Origin of the sequence: Streptomyces fructofermentans, assembly GCF_014651055.1 — a bacterium.
Lineage (GTDB): Bacteria > Actinomycetota > Actinomycetes > Streptomycetales > Streptomycetaceae > Streptomyces > Streptomyces fructofermentans.
The window spans coordinates 24,783-45,031 of sequence record NZ_BMWD01000020.1 but is presented as its reverse complement, the minus strand read 5'-3'; the positions used below and the strand labels follow the sequence as shown (position 1 = coordinate 45,031).

Annotated in this window: 16 protein-coding genes and 1 pseudogene; 11 read left to right on the top strand and 6 right to left on the bottom strand. The window is 74.9% G+C overall.

The window, feature by feature from the left end; genetic code table 11:
• Positions 1–93: 93 nt before the first annotated feature.
• Positions 94–912, bottom strand: coding sequence for a hypothetical protein (locus tag IE265_RS25155; protein ID WP_190037955.1), 819 nt, complete (start codon positions 910–912; stop codon positions 94–96).
• A gap of 189 nt (positions 913–1,101) precedes the next feature.
• Between IE265_RS25155 and IE265_RS25150 the strand changes: the two genes are divergently transcribed.
• Together IE265_RS25150 and IE265_RS25145 are read left to right on the top strand one after the other, a co-directional pair.
• Entirely contained in the window at positions 1,102–2,940 is a 1,839-nt protein-coding gene (locus IE265_RS25150) for a glycoside hydrolase family 15 protein (RefSeq protein ID WP_190037954.1), read from the top strand.
• A gap of 317 nt (positions 2,941–3,257) precedes the next feature.
• Positions 3,258–4,811: a serine/threonine-protein kinase gene (locus IE265_RS25145; RefSeq protein ID WP_190037953.1), complete on the top strand. Its 1,554-nt coding sequence runs from the start codon at positions 3,258–3,260 to the stop codon at positions 4,809–4,811.
• 58 nt (positions 4,812–4,869) lie between these two features.
• Here the strand turns inward: IE265_RS25145 and IE265_RS25140 are convergent, their stop codons facing one another.
• On the bottom strand, positions 4,870–5,922 hold the full coding sequence (locus tag IE265_RS25140) for a PucR family transcriptional regulator (protein ID WP_190037952.1): 1,053 nt from the start codon (positions 5,920–5,922) through the stop codon (positions 4,870–4,872).
• 480 nt (positions 5,923–6,402) lie between these two features.
• On the opposite strand from IE265_RS25140, the gene IE265_RS25135 reads away from it, so the two are divergent.
• The 4 genes from IE265_RS25135 (at position 6,403) to IE265_RS25120 (ending at position 10,351) form a co-directional block, all read left to right on the top strand.
• The gene (locus IE265_RS25135) at positions 6,403–6,918 is read left to right on the top strand and encodes an NfeD C-terminal domain-containing protein (RefSeq protein ID WP_190037951.1); all 516 of its coding nucleotides are present in this window, start codon (positions 6,403–6,405) and stop codon (positions 6,916–6,918) included.
• A 140-nt stretch (positions 6,919–7,058) separates the two neighbouring features.
• The gene (locus tag IE265_RS25130) at positions 7,059–8,477 is read left to right on the top strand and encodes a flotillin family protein (protein ID WP_190037950.1); all 1,419 of its coding nucleotides are present in this window, start codon (positions 7,059–7,061) and stop codon (positions 8,475–8,477) included.
• 138 nt (positions 8,478–8,615) lie between these two features.
• Positions 8,616–9,101: a cation:proton antiporter regulatory subunit gene (locus IE265_RS25125; protein ID WP_190037949.1), complete on the top strand. Its 486-nt coding sequence runs from the start codon at positions 8,616–8,618 to the stop codon at positions 9,099–9,101.
• A 5-nt stretch (positions 9,102–9,106) separates the two neighbouring features.
• Positions 9,107–10,351 carry a cation:proton antiporter gene (locus tag IE265_RS25120; protein ID WP_229916497.1) on the top strand — a complete coding sequence of 415 codons (1,245 nt, stop codon included), beginning with the start codon at positions 9,107–9,109 and terminating at the stop codon, positions 10,349–10,351.
• A 584-nt stretch (positions 10,352–10,935) separates the two neighbouring features.
• Here IE265_RS25120 and IE265_RS25115 read toward each other — a convergent pair.
• The gene (locus IE265_RS25115) at positions 10,936–11,193 is read right to left on the bottom strand and encodes a twin-arginine translocase TatA/TatE family subunit (RefSeq protein WP_190037948.1); all 258 of its coding nucleotides are present in this window, start codon (positions 11,191–11,193) and stop codon (positions 10,936–10,938) included.
• Positions 11,194–11,227: 34 nt separating this feature from the next.
• On the bottom strand, positions 11,228–11,803 hold the full coding sequence (locus IE265_RS25110; protein ID WP_190037947.1) for a TerD family protein: 576 nt from the start codon (positions 11,801–11,803) through the stop codon (positions 11,228–11,230).
• A 196-nt stretch (positions 11,804–11,999) separates the two neighbouring features.
• Here IE265_RS25110 and IE265_RS25105 point away from each other — a divergent pair, with 196 nt between their 5' ends.
• Both IE265_RS25105 and IE265_RS39350 read left to right on the top strand, forming a co-directional pair.
• Positions 12,000–12,383, top strand: a complete 384-nt coding sequence (locus IE265_RS25105) for a BlaI/MecI/CopY family transcriptional regulator (RefSeq protein WP_229916496.1) — start codon at positions 12,000–12,002, stop codon at positions 12,381–12,383.
• 6 nt (positions 12,384–12,389) lie between these two features.
• A pseudogene (locus tag IE265_RS39350) lies at positions 12,390–12,982 on the top strand (M48 family metalloprotease); the annotation flags it as partial.
• A gap of 74 nt (positions 12,983–13,056) precedes the next feature.
• On the opposite strand, the gene IE265_RS25095 reads toward IE265_RS39350, so the two are convergent.
• Entirely contained in the window at positions 13,057–14,124 is a 1,068-nt protein-coding gene (locus IE265_RS25095) for a sporulation protein (protein ID WP_190037944.1), read from the bottom strand.
• Between the two features lie 352 nt (positions 14,125–14,476).
• On the opposite strand from IE265_RS25095, the gene IE265_RS25090 reads away from it, so the two are divergent.
• Together IE265_RS25090 and IE265_RS25085 are read left to right on the top strand one after the other, a co-directional pair.
• Complete coding sequence (locus IE265_RS25090; RefSeq protein ID WP_190037943.1) at positions 14,477–15,802, top strand: hemolysin family protein; 1,326 nt, start codon at positions 14,477–14,479, stop codon at positions 15,800–15,802.
• Positions 15,799–16,839: a hemolysin family protein gene (locus tag IE265_RS25085; RefSeq protein WP_190037942.1), complete on the top strand. Its 1,041-nt coding sequence runs from the start codon at positions 15,799–15,801 to the stop codon at positions 16,837–16,839. The genes IE265_RS25090 and IE265_RS25085 overlap by 4 nt, the downstream gene beginning before the upstream one ends.
• Before the next feature lie 100 nt (positions 16,840–16,939).
• On the opposite strand, the gene IE265_RS25080 is transcribed toward IE265_RS25085, so the two are convergent.
• Positions 16,940–18,259, bottom strand: coding sequence for a PP2C family protein-serine/threonine phosphatase (locus IE265_RS25080; RefSeq protein ID WP_190037941.1), 1,320 nt, complete (start codon positions 18,257–18,259; stop codon positions 16,940–16,942).
• A 265-nt stretch (positions 18,260–18,524) separates the two neighbouring features.
• On the opposite strand from IE265_RS25080, the gene IE265_RS25075 reads away from it, so the two are divergent.
• On the top strand, positions 18,525–20,123 hold the full coding sequence (locus tag IE265_RS25075; RefSeq protein ID WP_190038053.1) for a molybdopterin-dependent oxidoreductase: 1,599 nt from the start codon (positions 18,525–18,527) through the stop codon (positions 20,121–20,123).
• Positions 20,124–20,249 lie beyond the last annotated feature (126 nt).

The following is a 20,249-nucleotide window of genomic DNA, read 5'->3' as shown; positions in this document are numbered from 1 at the left end:
TCAAGGGCCGGCGGGAGCCCGAACCGGACACATTCCGGGGCGCGTCCGCACTCCGGCCCGGCGGGTTCCGCGCCCCGCCGGGCCCGCGGGGCGTCAGCCCTGCTCGACCGAGGGACGGGCCGCGGGTGTCCCTCCGTCGAGGACTTCCTGGAGCCGCCGCGTGCCCGCCTCCGTGGCCCGCAGCGTCGCGTCGGTGTCGGCGCCCGTGAGGCCGCCGTTGGTGAGGGAGAGAGCGCTGTCGCCCACCCGGACGGCGGCGAAGTCCAGGGTGAGTGCCGCCGGGACCTCGTCCGAGCCGCCGGTGACACTCACGTGCAGGCCCGCGCCCGCCTCGCCGACGGTGGGCGGGGCCGCAGCCTCGACCCGGACCGTGTACTGGTTGCCCGCGGCGTCCGTGGCGGTGAACTCGGGGCACGTCCGGGGGACCGCTGCCAGCCAGGCCAGCGACTCGTCCAGGGCGGCCCTGTCGTACGCGGCCGCCTGGTGGCGGAGCTGGGCTCCGCTGCCGGAGTTGTCGAACCCCAGGACCGCGCGGGCCCCGGCGGGCTCCCCCAGCAGGCTTTCCGTGTAGAGGCCGTCGAGCAGGCGCCGGCAGTCGGCCTCCTCCACGCGGCCCTTGAGGAGGGCGTCCCGCCAGGTGGCCGCGCCCTGCGTCCCGGCCCATCCCGGGCCCAGGTCGCCGGGGCTGATCAGCGCCGTCCGCACCTGCGCCTCGGTGAGCGTGCGGGCCACGGTGACCGAGGGGGAAGGCGGCGTGGGCTCCCCGGCCGCCGGGGCCGCCGAGCGTGCCGTGCCGCCCTGCGCGTCGCCGTCGTCGGCCGAGCATGCTGCCGTCGCCAGCAGCGCCGCCGCGGCCAGTGCCGGGGCCGCGACGCGGACACCGCGGCGGGTCGGGCGGGGCGGACGGTTCATCGCGTATGCCTCCTGAAGTCCCTGTGGTCCCTGAAGCCCCCCGAAGTGCCTGACGCCGAGGGACCTGCCCCAACGGCACCATCGGTCGCCGCGCGCCACCAGCGCACCGGGCCGACCGGGTGAGGCCGTCTCCCCCGGTGCCGCCCCGTTCGAGATGCCGTCCGCCCCGAGCCGTCCGACACTGACCCCATGCCGGGAAGGATCGAGGACTACGCCCTCGTCGGGGACCTGCTGACCGCCGCCCTCATCGGCCGCGACGGCAGCCTCGACTGGCTGTGCCTGCCCCGGTTCGACTCGCCCGCATGCTTCGCCGCGCTGCTCGGCGACGAGGACAACGGCCGGTGGCTCGTCGCCCCGGTGCCGGACGAGGGGAACACCGTCCGCCGCCGCTACCGGGGCGACTCCCTCGTCCTGGAGACCGAGTGGCAGACCCCGACGGGACGGGTCGCCGTCGTCGACTTCATGCCGCGCCGCAAGGGCGCCCCCTGCGTCGTACGCATCGTCGAGGGCCTGTCGGGCACCGTGGACCTGCGCATGGACCTGCGGCTGCGCTTCGAGTACGGCAGCGTCGTGCCCTGGATGCACCGTACGGAAGGGCAGTTGACGGGCATCGCGGGACCCGAGTCCGTGTGGTTGTCGACACCCGTCGAACTCCTTCCGGACGGCGAGTCCCACAGCGCCGTGTTCACGGTGTCGGCGGGGGAGAGCGTGGCCTCCGTGCTGACCTGGCAGGCCTCGCACCTGCCCGCCCCCGCCCCCGTGGACCCCTTCTACGCGCTGCGCCGCACCGAGGAGTACTGGCGCGAGTGGCTGAAGCCCTGGACGTACGGCGGCACCTACCGCGAGGCGGTCGTACGGTCGCTGATCACGCTCAAGGCGCTCACCTACGAGCCGACCGGCGCCATCGTCGCCGCGCCCACCACCTCGCTGCCCGAACTCCCGGGCGGGGTACGCAACTGGGACTACCGCTACTGCTGGCTGCGCGACGCCGGGATGACCCTGGAGGCCATGCTGCGCAGCGGCTTCACCACCGAGGCGGACGCCTGGCGGGGCTGGCTGGAACGCGCCGTGGCCGGACGGCCGCAGGACATCCAGATCATGTACGGGATCGCGGGCGAGCGCCGGCTCACCGAGTGGACGGCCGACTGGCTGCCCGGGTACGAGGGTTCGCGGCCGGTGCGGATCGGCAACGGCGCCGCCGCGCAGCAGCAGCTCGACGTGCCCGGTGAGGTGATGGAGACCCTCGCGCTGTCGGTGCGGTCGGGGCTGCGGCCCGAACGGCACCTCCTCGCGCTCCAGCAGACCGTCCTCGACCACCTGGAGAAGGTGTGGACCCGCCCCGACCAGGGGCTGTGGGAGACACGCGGGGCCCCTCGGCACCACGTCCACTCCAAGGTCATGTGCTGGGTGGCGTTCGACCGGGCGGTCCGGATGTCCGAGGAGCACGGGCGCCCCGGTCCCGTCGCCCACTGGCGCGAGGTCCGGGACCGCATCCACCGGGAGGTCTGCGACCGGGGCTTCGACCCGGTCCGGGGCACCTTCACGCAGTTCTACGGCTCGCGCGCGCTCGACGCCGCACTCCTGCTCATCCCGCAGACCGGCTTCCTGCCGCCGGACGACCCGCGGGTGGTGGGCACGGTCGCCGCCGTGGAACGCGAACTCACCACGGACGACGGGCTGGTGCGCCGCTACTCGACCGGCGGCCACGACAGCGCGGACGGCCTCGCCGGCGGCGAAGGGGCCTTTCTTGCCTGCTCGTTCTGGCTGGCCGACGCCCTGCTGATGACCGGCCGCGAGGACGACGCGCGGGCCCTGTTCGAACGGCTGCTGCTCCTGCGCAACGACGTCGGCCTCCTCGCGGAGGAGTACGACCCGGTGGCCGGACGCCAACTGGGCAATTTCCCGCAGGCGTTCACCCATGTCCCGCTCGTCCGCGTCGCGTACGAACTCGACGGGCACGCACCCGAGCACGCCCGAAGTCCCGTGGGAGCGCCCGGGAGATCGGTGCCCGGGGGCTCGACGGGTTGAGGGAGAAGGTACTTGACGGCCTGACCGCCCCCGGCCCCACCTGAGGATGGACGCCCAGGGGTACGACCCGGAGGTGTTCGCCGGGGTGGGGGGACATGTACCCGGTGGCCCGGGAGGGGCCGACGGGGCGGGTCGTGGCGTTCGACCGCGTGATGATGCGGCCCGAGGCGGGCGGCCGAGTACGGGCGATCATGAGGGGCCGCCCGGGTCGGTAGTCTTGGGCTGCTGCGGATCCCCCCGCCTGCGCTTCCGCAGAGGCTGAAGTGCTTTTCGCGGCAGTCGTGTTGGCCCACTGCTGTGGTGAGGATGATTCGCTGGTGCTCGTCGCGGAGCGGTATCGGTTGCAGGCGTCCATCGGCCGTGGCGGCATGGGTGAGGTGTGGCAGGCCACCGACGAGGTGCTCGGCCGGGCCGTGGCCGTCAAGCTGCTGCTCGGGGACGAGGCGGACAGCGCGTCCTCCGCGCGGTTCCGGCTGGAGGCGCAGACGGCGGCGCGGCTGAGCCACCCGTACGTCGTCGCCGTGTTCGACTTCGGCGCCTGGGACGACCGCTTCTACCTGGTCATGGAGCTGGTCGAGGGCCGCAGCCTCGCCCAGGAGCTCACCGAGTCCGGCACCCTGGGGACCGAACGGGTCGCGGCCGTGGCGACCCAGGCCGCGGCGGGACTCGCCGCCGCGCACCGCGAGGGGATCGTGCACCGGGACATCAAGCCCGGCAACCTCCTCTCGGACGCCCAGGGCACCGTGAAGATCGGCGACTTCGGCATCGCCCGCTTCGTCGACGACCCGTCGTCGGCCCTCACCACCGCCGGGCAGATCGTCGGCACCAGCCTCTACCTCGCGCCCGAGCGCGCCCTCGGCCGCCCGGCCTCGGCCGCCTCGGACGTCTACTCGCTGGGCTGCGTGCTCTACCAACTCCTCACCGGACGGCCGCCGTTCCAGGCCGAGTCCGCGACGATCACCCTGCACCAGCACATCGACATGGCTCCGGTGCCGCCGCGCGAGCGGGGCGTGCGGCTGCCGCCCGCCTTCGAGAACTACCTCCTCGGCCTCCTCGCGAAGCAGCCCGAGGACCGGCCCACCGCCCAGGAGGTCGCGGACTGGTTCGGCGCGGGCGCGTGGCGCGGCCACGCCGAGCCGCTCCCCCAGGCGGCGGGTCCGGCACCCCGCAGGGCGGAGCAGCCCTCCGGCTCCCGCCGGGCCCAGCAGCAGTCGTCGTCGGGCTCGCACCGCGCCCAGCCGCAGTCCTCCTCCGGGTCGCACCGGGCCCAGCAGTCGTCGTCGGGCTCGCACCGGGCCCAGCCGCCGCACGCGCCGGGCCAGCAGCGGCCCGGGACGGCCGACAACGGCGGCCCCACGACCTACCGGCTGCCCGCCGCCGCGCCCACCGCCGCCCGCGGCACCCGTGCCGCGCCTTCGCGCCGAGGGCGCTCGGGTGGCGGGGACACGGCAGCCCGGCGCTCGGGGGCGCTCGCGGTGCTCGCGGGCATCGCGCTCTTCGCGCTGGCGGTGTGGGCGGGCATGACGATGTTCTCGCCGGACGACACCGGGCCGGAGAACGGACGGCAGGAGACGCCGTCCAACAGCGCCCCGGCCACCGGAACGCCCGCGCGGGGCTCGGGCGACGGGTCGGGCGAGGCACCCGGCGGCGAGCCGGGCACCGGGACGGTGGCCCGGACCGTCGAGCCCGCCGCGACACCGCCGGCCGACGCCGGTACGGCTCCGCCCGCCGCGCCCGTGGACTCCGGGCAGACCGCCGACACCATCCCCGCCGACGGGGGCGACGAGGTGGGAGAGCCCGGCGGGGACGACCGGGGCGGCCGGGGCGACGAGGGCGAGGGCGACGACGGCGAGGGCGACGAGGGCGAGTGAGTGCGCGGGCGCCGCTGCCTGCCCCGGGGGTCCCCCGGGGGAGTGGGCGGCGCGTGGCTCAGAGGTCCTTGTCGGGCCAGTCCAGCAGCCGGGCCCCGATGACCGCGGTCTGCAGCGTGTACCGGTGCACCGGATCGGCGGGGTTGGACCCGGTCAGCTTGTGGATGCGCTCCAGCCGGTAGGTGAGCGCGCGGACGCTCAGCGACAGCCGCCGCGCGGCCTCCGCGGCGACGCAGCCGGAGTCGAAGTAGGCGACGAGTGTGTCGAGGAGCGGCTCGGGGCCTCCGCGCGCCGAACGCAGCGGTCCCAGCGTGTTGGCGACCAGGTCGGCCATGGCCTGCCGGTCGCGGGTGAGGACGGGGTAGACGAGGAGGTCTGCGGTGTACAGGACGGGCGCGTCGAACCCCAGGCGGTCTGCGAGGCCGAGCGCGTTCAGGGCCTCCTCGTAGGAGTGGACGACACCGCCGGGACCCGGCTGCGAGCGCCCGACGGCGACGCGACCGCCGTCGGTCGCCGCGTGCGCCTGCTTCGCGAAGAACGTGAGCACGTCCTCCTGGTCGCCGGGCGCGATGCACACGAGGCGTCCGTCCTTGGTCGTCACCAGGATGCTGCGGTCGCCGAAGCGGGTGAACAGCGCGCGCTCCACGTCCCGGGGGACCGCGTCCCCCTCGTCGTACCCGGTGGCGCCCTGGGCCACGGCGACGGCGTGCGCGTGCGACAGCCGAAGCCCGAACCGCTCGGCGCGCTCGGCGAGCAGACCGAGGTCGCTGCGGCCGTGCAGGAGGTCGTCGATGAACTCCCGGCGGACGGCCTCCTCCTGGCGCACGGCGAGGAGCTGGGCCCGCTCGTAGCCCTCCGCGAACGCGTCGACGGTCTGCTCCACGGCGGCGAGCGTGCTGTCTCCCGCGCCGGCCGGCCAGTGCGCGCGCGCCGCCGCGAGATGGGCGCCGACCAGCGCGCGGAGTCCGAATCCGGCCTCGGCGGCCCGTTCGCCCAGCGCCCGCCGGGAGTCGAGTTCGTCGCGGGTGAGCCGGCGGCCGGTGGCGGTGGTCTCCGCGAGGATGTCCGCGTACCCGGTCAGGTACTCCTCGGGTATGTCCCGCCCCGTCATCCGCGCCCCCCGTGCCGTGTCGAGCCGTCGGGGTCTTTCTAGCGCATACGGGCGCGGCAGGGGCCGGCGAGGGCGGAACTCGCTGCCGGGGTACGGCAGATCCATCTGGGGTCGTCCGATCCCCTCGGCGCGGAGGAAGTCCGAGGAGGGGCGTGCGGGGGAATGAGGATCGACCCCGGTACCGGGCGCCCTGAGGCGGTGCTCCGGTTCCGGGGCCTGTCCGTCCCCCGTGCTCCCCCCGTTTCTGCCCGGCCATCGTGACCCGGCGCCGGGTGCCGGCGCACTGCCGGTTCCCGGCAGTCTTTACGCCTTCTTGATGCCGGTCGCCGCCCGGCGGACCGCTCCGGGCCGTTCCGCCGTGCCACTGCAGCATCAAGAACGCGTAAAGATTGCCGGACCACGGCAATGTGCACAGGCGTACGAAGCTGACACAATGCCCGTCGGCCGAGGTGATCGGCGCGTGAGGGGGAGGTGGACCGGTTGACTCTGTTTCTGGGTCTCGGCATCGCGGGAATCGTCCTGCTGGCCCTGACGCTCGTCTTCGACGGTGTCCTGGAGGGGCTGTTCGGCGGGGCCGGCTTCCTGGACGGCCTCTTCGACGGGCTGCTCTCGCTGCCGGTCATCGCCGGTTTCGTGTCGATGCTCGGCTTCGGCGGGGCCCTGGTGCTCGGCACCACCGGGCTCGGCACCGGACCCGCCACCGCGGCCGGCGTCGTGGCCGGTGTCGCGGCGGCCTGGCTGACCTGGCGGTTCAGCCGCGCCCTGATGCGCGACGAACCCTCGGCCACCCCGCGCGGCACCGACCTCGTGGGCAGCTCCGGCTCCGTCGTCACCCCGATCCCGGTCGGCGGCTACGGCGAAGTGCTCGTGTACCTGGCGGGCCAGCCGGTGAAGCTGGCGGCCAGGAGCCCGGAGCCGGTGGCCCGGGGGGCCGAGGTCTGGGTCGAGGAGTCCCTGTCGCCGACGTCGGTGGCGGTCCGTCCCGTCCGGAGCTGAACACCCGCGCGGGCGGGGCGTCTTCTCGCCGGTCCGCCGTCCGCCCTCGCGGCCGTACGGCACGTGTCCGTACGGCCGGCACAGCCCGAATCCGTTCCAACTGATCTGCCGCCTGGGGGGCGGCAGGGGGGAATCACATCATGAGTCCAGTTCTCGGTGCCGTCGTGGGAGTCGTCGCACTCCTCGTGCTGCTCGCCCTCGTCGTCGTCACCCGCTACAAGGTGGCCGGGCCCAGCCAGGCGTTCATCGTCACCGGCCGGCGCGGCAAGAAGTCCACCGACCCGAACACCGGTCGCGTGTTCACCGACAACAGCGGCCAGAAGGTCGTGGTCGGCGGCGGTGTCTTCGTCGTGCCGTTCGTGCAGCAGAAGTTCACCCTCGACCTGTCGTCCCGGCACATTCCGATCTCGGTGCGGGGCGCGGTCACCCTGCGCGGCGTCAAGGCGAACCTCGAAGGTGTCGCCATCGTCAAGGTCGGCGGCACGGAGGACTCCATCCGCGCCGCGGCCCAGCGGTTCCTGATGCAGCAGGACGGCATCGTCGGCTTCACCCAGGAGGTGCTCTCCGGCGCGCTGCGGTCCATCGTGGGCCGGATGTCGGTGGAGGACATCATCCGGGACCGCGCCGCGTTCGCGGGCCAGGTCGCGGAGGAGGCCGAGGCGAGCCTGTCCGGGCAGGGACTGGTCCTCGACGCCTTCCAGATCCAGGACATCACCACCGAGGGCTCCTACCTGGAGGACCTCGGCAGGCCGGAGGCCGCCCGCGCCAGGCAGGAGGCCGACATCGCCGAGGCGGTGGCCCGGCGGGCCGCGGAGCAGGCCCGGCTGAAGGCCGAGGAGGAGATCGCGATCGCCCAGCGGACCTTCGCCCTCAAGACGGCGGAGATCAAGGCCGAGACCGACGAGGCGGCGGCGCGTGCCGACGCCGCCGGTCCGCTGGCCGAGGCCGCGCGGCGCCAGGAGGTCCTGGCCGAGCAGGAGAAGGTCGCCCAGCGGCAGGCCGCGCTGACCGACCGCGAGCTGGACACCAAGGTCCGCAAGCCCGCCGACGCCGCCCGCTACCAGGCGGAGCAGGAGGCCGAGGCCCGTCGCGTCGCCCTGGTCAAGCAGGCCGAGGCGGACGCCCAGCGGTCGCGGCTCACCGGTGAGGGCGAGAAGGCGCACCGCGCCGCGCTCGCCGACGCCGTCCGCATCGAGGGTGAGGCCGAGGCCGCCGCGATCGGCGCGAAGGGCGCCGCCGAGGCCGAGGCGATGCGCAAGAAGGCCGACGCGTTCGCGCAGTACGGCGACGCGGCCGTGCTCCAGATGCTCGTCGAGGTGCTGCCGCAGGTCGTCGCCAAGGCGTCCGAGCCGCTCAGCGCGATCGACAAGATGACGGTGATCTCGACGGACGGGGCGAGCCAGCTCGCCCGTACGGTCGCGGACAACGTCGCGCAGGGCGTCGAACTGCTCGGCTCCACCACGGGGGTCGACCTTCCGGCGCTGCTCAAGAGCATCACGGCTCCGAAGGCGGGCACCGCCGCGGTCGAGGTCAACGGCAAGGTCGAAGTGACCGACTGACCGGGGGAGGCCGTCCGCGGGCCGTCGAGCCCGCGGACGGCCCGTGCCCGCCACCCGCACAGGCGTCGAACGCCTGAACCATGGCCCCGTCGGTAGGGTGAACGGACATCGAGATCGACATCGGACAGGGGACCAGCCATGGGCACTCCACGCCTCAGCAGTACGCCGTTGCCGGGAATCGGGGTGCGGTACGACCTGACGACCCGCGAGCAGCGCCGTATCTCCGTGGTCGCGCACCGGGACGGCGGCCGGACGCTGAGCGCCTACCGGAAGGACGACCCCGACGCCTGCGCCCTGTCGGTACGGCTCTCCGCGGGCGAGTCGGCGGCGCTGATCGACGCCCTGCTGCCCGACCACCACAGTCCGAGCCTGCTGTCCACGACGGAGCTGGGGCTGGTCGCCGAGCGCATCGAGCTGTCGTCGGTCTCCCACTGGAACGGACGGCTGCTGGGTGACACCCGCATGCGGACCGAGACCGGCGTGTCGATCGTGGCCGTACTGCGCCGGGCCGAGGCCATCCCCTCGCCGACGCCGGACTTCCGGCTGGCCGGCGGGGACACCCTGATCGTGATCGGCACCCGCGAGGGCGTGGAGTCGGCCGCGACCATACTCGGAAGGGAGTGACACCTGTGCACTCATCCGCGGTCTTCCTGATCGAGTTCGGCGCGATCATCCTCGGTCTCGGGCTGCTCGGCCGGTTCGCCGGACGGTTCCAGTTCTCCCCGATCCCCCTCTACCTGCTCGCCGGACTCGCGTTCGGCGAGGGCGGGCTGCTGCCGCTGGGCACCAGCGAGGAGTTCGTGGCGATCGGCGCCGAGATCGGCGTGATCCTGCTGCTGCTCATGCTCGGCCTGGAGTACACGGCGTCGGACCTGGTCTCCAACCTCAAGACGCAGTACCCGGCGGGCCTGGTGGACGCGGCCCTGAACGCGGTGCCCGGTGCGCTGATGGCGCTGCTGCTGGGCTGGGGCCCGGTCGCCGCCGTCGTGCTGGCCGGAGTCACCTGGATCTCCTCCTCCGGGGTCATCGCCAAGGTCCTCGGCGACCTGGGACGGCTCGGCAACCGCGAGACCCCGGTGATCCTCAGCATCCTGGTCCTGGAAGACCTCTCCATGGCGGTCTACCTGCCGATCATCACGGCCCTGCTGGCCGGGGCCGGCATCGCCGCCGGCAGCCTGACCCTGGCCATCGCGCTCGGTGTCGCCGGGCTCGTCCTCGTCGTCGCCGTCCGCTTCGGCCGCCACATCTCCCGCTTCGTCTCCAGCGACGACCCGGAGAAGCTGCTCCTGGTCGTGCTGGGGCTGACCCTGCTGGTCGCCGGAGTCGCGCAGCAGCTCCAGGTGTCCGCGGCGGTCGGCGCGTTCCTGGTGGGCATCGCGCTGTCGGGCGAGGTCGCCGAGGGCGCGCACGGTCTGCTCTCCCCGCTGCGCGACCTGTTCGCGGCCGTGTTCTTCGTCTTCTTCGGCCTGCACACGGATCCGGCGAGCATCCCGCCCGTGCTGCTGCCCGCCCTCGCGCTGGCGGTCGTCACCGCGGGCACGAAGATCGCCACCGGCTACTGGGCGGCGAAACGCGCCGGGATCTCCGCCAAGGGCCGCTGGCGCGCGGGGGGCACGCTGGTGGCGCGGGGCGAGTTCTCCATCGTCATCGCCGGACTCGCGGTCACCTCGGGCATCGAGCCCGCGCTCGGTCCGCTGGCCACGGCGTACGTGCTGATCCTGGTCATCCTCGGTCCGCTGACCGCCCGGTACACCGAACCGCTGGCCACGCTCCTGACGGGCCGCCGGAACCGCGGGCCCGCCCCGGAGCCGTCCGCGGCGGCCGGGGAGCCCGTACGGGAGTCCGTGTCCGAGACCCCGCACGAGGTCGCCTGACCCACCGGCGTCCACCCGGTCCCGGTCGGCCCGGCGGAGGCTCTCCGGGCTTCGGTACGCAGGGTGTTCGGGGCGCGTGCGCCGACGTGAGCCGTGCCGTTTCCGCCCGGGCGCCCGGAGTTGGCGCGGACCCCGCCCGGTGTTCCGGCGCGGCGGGGGCCGTGGCCCGCTTCCAGGGGGGCGACCGGTGCCTCGGTGAGCCCGGGCCCCGGTCCGGTCACGGGTCGGACGGGCCGGGGCGTAGGTGCTCGTCCCCCGGGCCCCAGCGGTGCGCCTGACGGCGCGGGTCGGCGCGGGTCGGTCGCAGACGAGGGCGGCGGCTCTCCCGCCGGGCGCGCCCGGCGGTGCCGTCCCGGTCGCGCGGGGCGTGGGGCCGGCCACTCGGCCCGGCCCCGGTCCGCCCGCCGTGCGCGCCCGGCGCCCGGCCGGGGGTCCGTCCGGGCCGTCCGCCCGCGCGGGACCACGGCTCGCGGGCGGCAGGCACTCACGGGGCGCCGCCCGGGCCACCGCGGCCGTCCGCCCCGGTCCGGCGGAGGAACGGCCGGACGGGGCCGCCTACCGGCGGGGGACGGGTGCCCCGGAGGTCACCCGTCCTTCGCCTCGTCCCGCACGGGACGGGCCGCCGCTTCGCCGGCCGGCGGGAGTGTCTCGCCCGTGACGACGCGCGGGCCCGGGACCGGCTCGGGCGCGGTGCCCTGTCCGGCCTCCTTCGCCGCCCTTGCCTCGGCCTTGAGGATGCGGGCCGACTTGCCGGCGGAGCGGGCCAGGTCCGGGCCCTTCCTGATGGCCAGGACGACGATGACGACGACGAGCACGACGGCGAGTTCACTCAGCCCGAACATGCGGTTCCTGTCTTCTCGGCGGAGCCGGACGCGGTCAGACGCTGACGCCGAAGTCGGCGGCGATGCCCGCCAGTCCGGACGCGTAGCCCTGGCCCACCGCGCGGAACTTCCACTCGGCACCGTTGCGGTACAGCTCGCCGAAGATCATGGCGGTCTCGGTGGCGGCGTCCTCGGACAGGTCGTAGCGGGCGAGTTCGGCGCCGCCGGCCTGGTTCACGACCCGGATGAACGCGTTGCGGACCTGGCCGAAGCTCTGGCCGCGGTTCTGGGCGTCGTGGATGGACACGGGGAAGACGATCTTCGCGACCTCGGCGGGCACGGCCGCCAGGTTCACCTTGACGGACTCGTCGTCGCCCTCGCCCTCACCGGTGAGGTTGTCACCGGTGTGCTCCACCGAACCGTCGGGGCTCTTCAGGTTGTTGTAGAAGATGAAGTGCTGGTCGGAGAGGACCTTGCCCGCCGCGTCGACGAGCAGCGCCGAGGCGTCGAGGTCGTAGTCGGTGCCCGTCGTGGTGCGCACGTCCCAGCCGAGACCCACCAGCACGGCGGTCAGTCCGGGCGCCTCCTTGCTGAGCGAGACATTGCCGCCTTTGGACAGGGAAACTCCCACGCTGATCTCCTTGTTCGGTGCGTACGGTCGGGGCCCGCGGTGCGGGACCACGGGCCCGGGACTGAAAAACTACAGCACTGTAGAAAATGTGGAAGGGGGTCAGGTCGTACGGACGGCCCGGGGCACCGCGGCTTCTACGATGGGGCGCTCGGCCACGGACTCGGTGACGGACTCGGCCACGCAAGGGAGACAGGACGTGACGGACCGGCGGCGTTCCCGGCGGCGGGGGCAGGGGGAGCTGGAGGCGCAGGTCCTGTCGGCCCTGCGCGAGGCCGACCGGTCCGCGACGGCGGGCTGGGTGCAGGAGCGGCTCGGCGGCGACCTCGCCTACACGACCGTGATCACGATCCTCACCCGGCTGCTGGACAAGGGCGCGGTGACCCGCCAACGGGAGGGCCGCTCCTTCGCCTGGACCCCCGCCTCCGACGAGGCGGGCCTCGCCGCGCGCAGGATGCGCAAGGTGCTGGACGGCGAACCCGACCGGGAGGCCGTGCTCGCCAGCTTCGTGACGTCCCTGGAGCCGGACGACGAGCAACTGCTGCGCGAGCTGCTCGGCCGGTCGGCGGAACGGGAAGTCTGAGCGCGCCTGGGGGTGTTCGACCTCCGGCCGCTGCCGCTGGTGCTGCCGCTCGCGGCCTGGCCGGTCGCGGGGCCGGCCGAGATCCGGCTGCGTCCGCGGACCGCCACCCGGCTGCCGACCGGCGTGGCCGTGGTCGGGGCGTGTGCGGCACCGTGAGTCCGGGGCTGCCGGTGGTCGTCGGCAGCGCGCAGCCGCCGGGCAGTCCGCTCCCGACGGCCGGCCGGACCCGCAGGTGCGGCGGGCCTGCCCGGCACGCAGGTGGCGGTGCTGCCGGACGACGGGCCGTACGCGTACGCGCTCCCCGGCGTCGCGCGCCGCGACCGGCGCCGGACTGTCGTGGGCCGGCACCCGCGGGAGCCCGGCGGGGGGACGGGGACGGACGGCCGTGCGCGGGCACGGACTCGCGGGCACGCGCGGCCGGGTCGTGGTCTCCACGGGCATGCTCTCCCGGCTTGAGCCGGTCGAGTGCCGGTGCGCTGTTCGCCCCTGAGCGGCCGCATCTGGCGGCCGGGCGCCACCGGTACCTGCTCGCGGTGCGCCTGGCGGCGCACGCCGGCCCGCTTCTGCGGCCGCTGCGCACCGCGGTCGGCCGCACGGCCACGACGGTCCTGATACGGCGCGCCGCGACGCCCTGGTGAGCCCGCGGGCCGAGGCGGGGCGGCCGCCCCGCGGGCTACCCCTCGGCTCCCCCGAGGCCCGGACCGCTCTCGAAGAAGTCGCCCGCCTCGTCGAGGAGCACGGCCGCCGAGAGGCCGCCGGCCGGACCCGCCGCGAGTGCCGGGGCGGAGACTCCGCGGCCTCCGGCCCCGGCGTGCTGCCGCGGGCCGTCGTGCCCGTACGCGGCGTCGGGGACGTACGCCTCCCGGTGCTCGACGAGCTGCCGTATCCATCCGTCGACCAGGGTGCTCCAGTCCTGCCGGCCGACCCCCTCGTGGGGGACGGTGAACCGGGCCAGCGCGTCGTCGGCGGAGGAGAGGGGGCCGCCGCGCTTGTCCGCCTCCAGGACCACCTCCGTGCCGGCGGGGCCGGCGAGGAAGGTCAGCTCGATCTCGTTGACCGCGTGCGCGTACGCGGCGGACGGCGTCAGCTCCAGCTCCTGCCGGAAGGGCAGTTGCTGGCCCGTGCCGCCGACGCGGCCGGGTTCCAGGTGCGCGGAGCGGAAGCCGAAGCCGAGCCGTCCGAGTGCCTCCGTGACCGCCTCCTGGACGGGCAGCGGCCCGACGTCCAGCCGGGCGGGGCCGCCACGGTCACGCTCCCCGCCGGCCGACACCTCCGTGCGTACCCCGAGGGCGATGCCCAGGTCCCGTCCGTACAGCTCGGTGACCGGGGTCTCCCACGGCAGCGCGACCCGGAACGGGATCGCGTGCTCCGCGCCCGCCGCGAGGCGGAGGCCGCCACCGACCGCGATCCGGCCGAAGACGACCGCGCGGGCGCCCCGCTCCCTCGCGTGCTCCCCGCCGCCCCGGCGCCCCGGTGCTTCCCCGGCCTCTCCCGACTCCCGGGAGCCCCCGGCCTCTCCGGCTTCCCGGGAGTCCCCGGAGCCCTCGGAGCCCTCGTGCTCGTCCCCGGCGCCCGCCACCAGTTCCAGCGTGAGGTGCTCGATGTCGAGGTCCGCCCCGCCGCCCCGGAGCCGGACCCGGCCCGACAGGGTGCCGCCGGGCCGGGCCGCACCCGCGTCGAGGAGCGTGTCCACCGTGGGTCCGCCCACGCCGAGCGGTGCGAGCAGCCTTTTGAACGCCATCGAGGGGTCCACTCCTTCGTGTGCGGGTACTTCAAGTTCTACGTATGTGTAGAAGGTTAGGCTGCGTGATCATGACCGGCCCCCGCGGTCCCGTCGTCCCGGGGCCGCGCGGTCCCGCCCTCGTGCGCCCGGCCCGCTGAACGCGGCCCCGCGGGAAGCGCGGGCGGACCGGGCCGCCGATTCCCACCGCGCCCCTGTCCCCACTTTGCGATTCCTTTACACTGGACGGGACGTATCGGAACGATCTTCGAAGACGAGTGAGGAGCGACGGTTCCGCGATGGGTGAACCTCCCAGTACCAGCCGTGCCATTCCCTGCCCGAGAGCGCTGACCGGGGAGACGGGGGTGGCACGGTGACCGAGGTCCTGCTGCTCCTGCTGGCCCTCCTGCTCACCCTCGCCTGCGCGCTGTTCGTCGCGGCGGAGTTCTCACTGACCACCGTCGAGCGCGGTGATCTGGAGCGGGCCGTCGAGGCGGGCGAGCGGGGCGCCGACGGAGCGCTGAGGGCCGTGCGGCGGCTGACGTTCCAGTTGTCCGGGGCGCAGCTCGGCATCACGGTCACCTCGCTGGTGATCGGCATGCTCGCCGAGCCGTCCCTCGCCACGCTCCTGGAGGGCCCGCTGACGGCGGCCGGCCTGGGTGCCACCGCGTCGGTCGCGGCGACCGTGCTGGGCGTGGTCGTCTCCACCGTCGTCCTGATGGTCGTCGGCGAGCTGGTCCCCAAGAACTGGGCGATCTCGCGCCCGCTGGCCGTGGCCAAGGTGGTCGCGGGTCCGCAGCGCGGCTTCACCGCCGCGTTCGGGCCGTTCATCCGGCACCTCAACAACACGGCGAACCGCTTCGTGCGCCGCTTCGGCCTGGAGCCCGCCGAGGAACTGGCCAGCGCCCGCGGCCCCGAGGAACTGGTCGCGCTGGCACAGCACTCGGCCGCGCAGGGCTCGCTGGAGCCGGACTCCGCCGAGCTGTTCGTCCGTACGCTGCACCTGGGCGAGCTGACCGCGCAGAACGTGATGACGCCCCGCGTGGACGTAAGGGCGCTGGAGGCGCGGGCCACGGCCGCCGACGCCGCCAACCTCACTCACGCCACCGGCCTGTCCCGCTTCCCGGTCTACCGCGACAGCCTGGACGAGGTCATCGGCACGGTCCACATCAGGGACGTCCTCGCCCTGGAGCCCGCCCGGCGCGCCGTCACCCCCGTCACCGCGCTGGCCACCGGCCCGCTGCTGGTGCCCGACAGCCTGCCCGCCGACCGGCTCCTGGAGCGGATGCGCACCGCCCGCACCATGGCCGTCGTCATCGACGAGTACGGCGGCACGGCGGGTGTGGTCACGGTGGAGGACATCGTCGAGGAGGTCGTGGGCGAGGTCCGCGACGAGCACGACCCCGTCGAGGCCCCCCACCTGCTGCCCGCTCCCAGCGGGCCGGACGGCCGCGCGGCCTGGGAGGCCGACGGCGCCGTACGGCTCGACGAGCTGGCCGGCACGGGCCTGCGCGCGCCGGAGGGCCCGTACGAGACCGTCGCGGGACTGGTCGCCACCCGGCTCGCGCGCATCCCGGCCGAGGGCGACGTCCTCGACGTCGACGGCTGGAGCCTCGCCGTCCTCGGGGTGGAGCACCACCGCGCCGACCGGGTCCGCATCACCGCCCCGCCCCGCCCGATCACGGAGGAGGCCCGATGACCACGCTGCACCTGGCCATCGGCGCCCTGACCCTGCTCACCAACGCGTTCTTCGTCGGCGCGGAGTTCGCCCTGATCTCCGTCCGCCGCAGCCAGATCGAACCGCGCGCGCAGGACGGCAACAAGCGCGCCCGCATGACCCTGTGGGGCCTGCGGCACATCTCCGCGATGATGGCGACGGCCCAGCTCGGCATCACGGTCTCGTCGCTGGTGCTCGGCGCGGTCGCCGAGCCGGCCATCGCGCATCTGCTGGAGCCCGTCTTCGAGGCCGCGAGCGTCCCCGACGCGCTGGTCCATCCGATCGCCTTCGTGATCGCGCTGACCGTCGCGACGTACCTGCACATGCTGATCGGCGAGATGGTCCCGAAGAACCTCGCGCTCGCCGCGCCCGTGCCGGCCGCGCTGCTGCTCGGCCCGCCCCTGGTGGCCCTCACCCGGGCGCTCAAGCCGTTCGTCTTCGGCATCAACGCCTTCGCCAACGTCCTGCTCAGGCTGCTGCGGGTCGAGGCCAGGGACGAGGTGGAGTCGGCGTTCACCGACGACCAGCTCGCCCGCATGGTCGTCGACTCCAGCGAGGCGGGACTGCTGACCGCGGCCGACGGCGAACGGCTGCGCGACGCCCTGGAGCTGGGCACCCGCCCGGTCGGCGAGATCCTCGTGCCGGCCCAGCGGATGCGCACCGTCGGCCACGACGTCACCCCGGCGCGGCTGGAGCGCGCGGCGGCCGAGGCGGGCTTCTCCCGCTTCCCCGTGACCGGCGAGGACGGCACGCTGCTCGGCTACCTGCACATCAAGGACACCCTCGGCGTCACCGACCGGGACCGCCCGTTCCCGCGCGGCGCCCTGCACCCCGTCACCCGCGTCCGCATCGACACGCCTCTCGACGACACCCTCACCGCGCTGCGGGCCACGGGCAGTCACCTCGCGGCGGTCACCGGCGAGGCGGGCAAGGTGCTCGGCTTCGTCACGATGGAGGACGTCCTGTCCGAACTGGTCGGACCGGCGCCGGCGATGGCCTCGGGCTCCGGGGCCGTGTGAGGCCCCGGGACTCCGCGCGCCTCCCCGCGGGCCGGACGGCCGCACGCGTCCGGCGGCCGTTCCCGCCGGGAGGCCGGGGCCGCACGCGTCCGGCGGCCGTTCACAGCCGGATGACCACGAGCGCCGTGTCGTCGTCCGGTCCGTCGAGCCCGTCGAGCCCGTCGAGCCCGCCGAGTCCGCCGGGCCCGTCCGGGGAGTCGGGGAGCAGGTCGGCGAGCACGGCGTCGGCGAGCTGCTCCGGCCCCAGCGCGTGGTGCCGCCCGACGCTGTCGCAGAGGCGGCGCAGGCCGAGGTCGATGTCCTCGTCACGGCGCTCGATCAGTCCGTCGCTGTAGAGCACGAGGGTCGACCCGGCGGGGTAGGGCACGGTCGCCTGCGTCCTCGGCAGTGTGTCGTCGCCCGCCCCGAGGGGCGGATCGACCACCGCGTCGAGCACGTCGACCCCTCCGTCGGGACGGGCCAGCAGCGGCGGTGGATGGCCGGCGCGGCTGTACGTGATCGTGCGCCCGGCACGGTCGATGACGGCCTGCACGACGGTCGTGGCGAGTGCCCCTTCGACGGTGTGCGCGTGCTGAGCCAGCGTGGTGAGCGCGGCGGCCGGCCGGCCGGTGGCGCGGACCGCGGCGCACAGCGCGCTGCGCAGCTGGCCCATGACCCCGGCGGCCTCCAGCCCGTGCCCCACGACGTCGCCCACCGCCGCGGCCAGCCGGTCCGTGCCCAGGTCGAAGAGGTCGTACCAGTCGCCGCAGACGTTGAGGAAGCCGGCCGCCGGCCGGTACCGCACGGCGGCGAAGGGGTGCGGGAGCGCGGTGCCGGGCAGCATGGCGCGCTGGAGGATGACGGCGACCTGGTGCGTACGGGCGTGGGCCGTGCGCAACTCCTCGTTGATCTCCTGGAGTTCCAGCGACCGGGTGAGCAGGTCGGCGGCCATGGCGTCCTTGCGGCTGAGGACGCCTCCGGGTCCCGCCGCGGCGGCCGCCTGAGCGTTGACCAGGGCGGTGACCTCCTCGACCCGGTGGACGACGAGGACCACCCGGCCCTCGTCGTCGAGGACCGGGATGTTGACCGGGCTCCAGTAGCGCTCCGCGAACACCCCGGGCCGGCCGGGCACCTCCACGTCGTACTTCTGGAGGGCCATGCTGTCCCGCTCCCCGGTGGCCAGCACCCGTTCCAGGGACGCGCGCAGGCTCCGGGCGCCCTTGGTCCGGCCGTCGGGGTTGTCGGGGAACACATCGAAGATCATCCGTCCGCGCAGCTCGTCGACGCCGCGGCCGCTGACCGCCACGTACGCCCGGTTGGCGTCGATCATCACGAGGTCGGGGCCGAGCAGCAGCACGGGACTGGGCAGGGCCTGGAAGACCTGACGGAAGTCGATCTCGATGCCGCCGGGCCTGCCACCAGGCGCATCACGGTCGTTCATGTCCTTATGTCTACTCCGGTGGCCGGTCCCGTGCGACCCGGTTCGGGACGCGGCACTCCGGGGTCGCGAAGGAAACCGGGCGGTTTGTGCCGCCTGTGCGAGACGGCGTACGCGCGTACGGGTCCGGTGCCCGGGCGGGGCCTGCCACCGGCCGGAGGGCAGGAGGGTTCGTTCCGTGGGGTGAGAGGCCAATCCGGGAGGCGTCCGGACTCGGATTCCCGGTGTGACGGACGTACCGAACGATCCTCGAAGGCACCACGACCCGATGCGCCCCGTGCGGGCCGCGCTGAGCGGAGTCCTGGCGGGCTGCGCGTCGCTCGCCGTCGCCGAGCTGGTGTCGGCGGCGGTGCGGCCCGAGGCCGGGCCCCTCGTCGCCGTGGGCGGCGCGGCGATCGACCGCACGCCCGCCGCCGTGAAGGACTGGGCGATCCGCACGTTCGGCGCCGACGACAAGCTCGTCCTGCGGCTCGGCATCCTCGCCGTGCTGGGCCTGCTCGCCGTCGTGCTCGGGCTGGTCGCCCTGAGGCACCGGCGCGCCGGCTCCTGCGGTGTCCTGCTCCTCGGGCTGGTCGGCGCCGCCGCGGCCACGAACCGGCCGGACTCGACGGGCCCGGGCGACGCCGTGCCCTCGGTCGCGGGCGCGCTCGCCGGCGCGCTGGTCCTCCATGTACTCGTGGGCCGCGCCGGCGTCCCGTCCCCCGGCCACGACCCGGCCCCGTCGGTGGACGGGCCGCAGGCGCCGGAGGACCCCGGACCGTCCGCGGGGCGCGGGGGCTGGGACCGCCGGGGGTTCGTCGCCGCGGCCGGCGCCGTCGCGGCGGCCTCCGCCGGCGCCGGGGCGCTGGGACGGGCCCTGAACGGCACCCGGGCCCGGGACGCCGTCGCGTCCCGCGGCAGGGTGCTGCTGCCGGCCCCGGACTCCCCGGCGCCGGCGGTGCCCCGGGGCGCGCGGCTCCGGGTCCCGGGGATCAGCCCCTTCGTGACGGCGAACAAGGACTTCTACCGGGTGGACACCGCCCTGGTGGTGCCCCGGGTGGACGCCGCGGCGTGGCGGCTGCGCGTCCACGGCAGGGGAGTGGCCCGGCCGGTGACCCTCTCCTTCGACGACCTGCTGCGCCGCGGACTGATCGAGCGCGACATCACCCTGACCTGCGTGTCCAACGAGGTCGGCGGCCCGTACGTGGGAAACGCCCGCTGGATCGGCGTGCCGCTGGCCGACCTGCTGGCCGAGGCCGGGGTCCGGCCGCCCTCCGCGGGTGGCCGTGCGGACCAGCTCGTCGCCCGTTCCGTGGACGGCATGACGATCGGCAGCCCCGTGGAGGAGCTCATGGACGGCCGGGACGCCCTGCTCGCCGTCGGCATGAACGGCGAGCCGCTGCCCTTCGAACACGGCTTCCCCGTACGGATGGTGGTGCCCGGCCTGTACGGCTACGTCTCCGCCTGCAAGTGGATCGAGGACATCGAGCTGACCTCGTTCGACGCCTACGACGCGTACTGGGTGAGGCGGAAGTGGGCGCGCAGGGCCCCGGTCAGGACGCAGTCCCGGATCGACACGCCCAGGCCCTTCGCCCGTCCCGAGGCCGGCACGGTGATGGTCGCCGGGGTCGCCTGGGCCCAGCACCGGGGCGTCTCGAAGGTCGAGGTCCGCGTCGACGACGGCCCCTGGCAGCGGGCCGGGCTCGCCGCCGAGGACACCCGTGACACCTGGCGGCAGTGGTCCTTCCCCTGGCGGGCGACCAGGGGCGGCCACACCCTCACGGTCCGCGCCACCGACGGCACCGGCGAGGTGCAGACCGCCCGGCGCACCCGGACCGTCCCGGACGGCGCGAGCGGCCGGCACTCGGTGGTGGTCACGGTGGAGTGACCGCCGTACGCCGCGGCTGCCGGGCCCGGTCCGCACCGCGCCCGGAGCCTCCCGGGCCGTCCCGGACGGGCCGGCCCGGGAGCGGGCGTCCGCGGCCCGGGACGGCCGGCGTGGCCACCGTCCGCC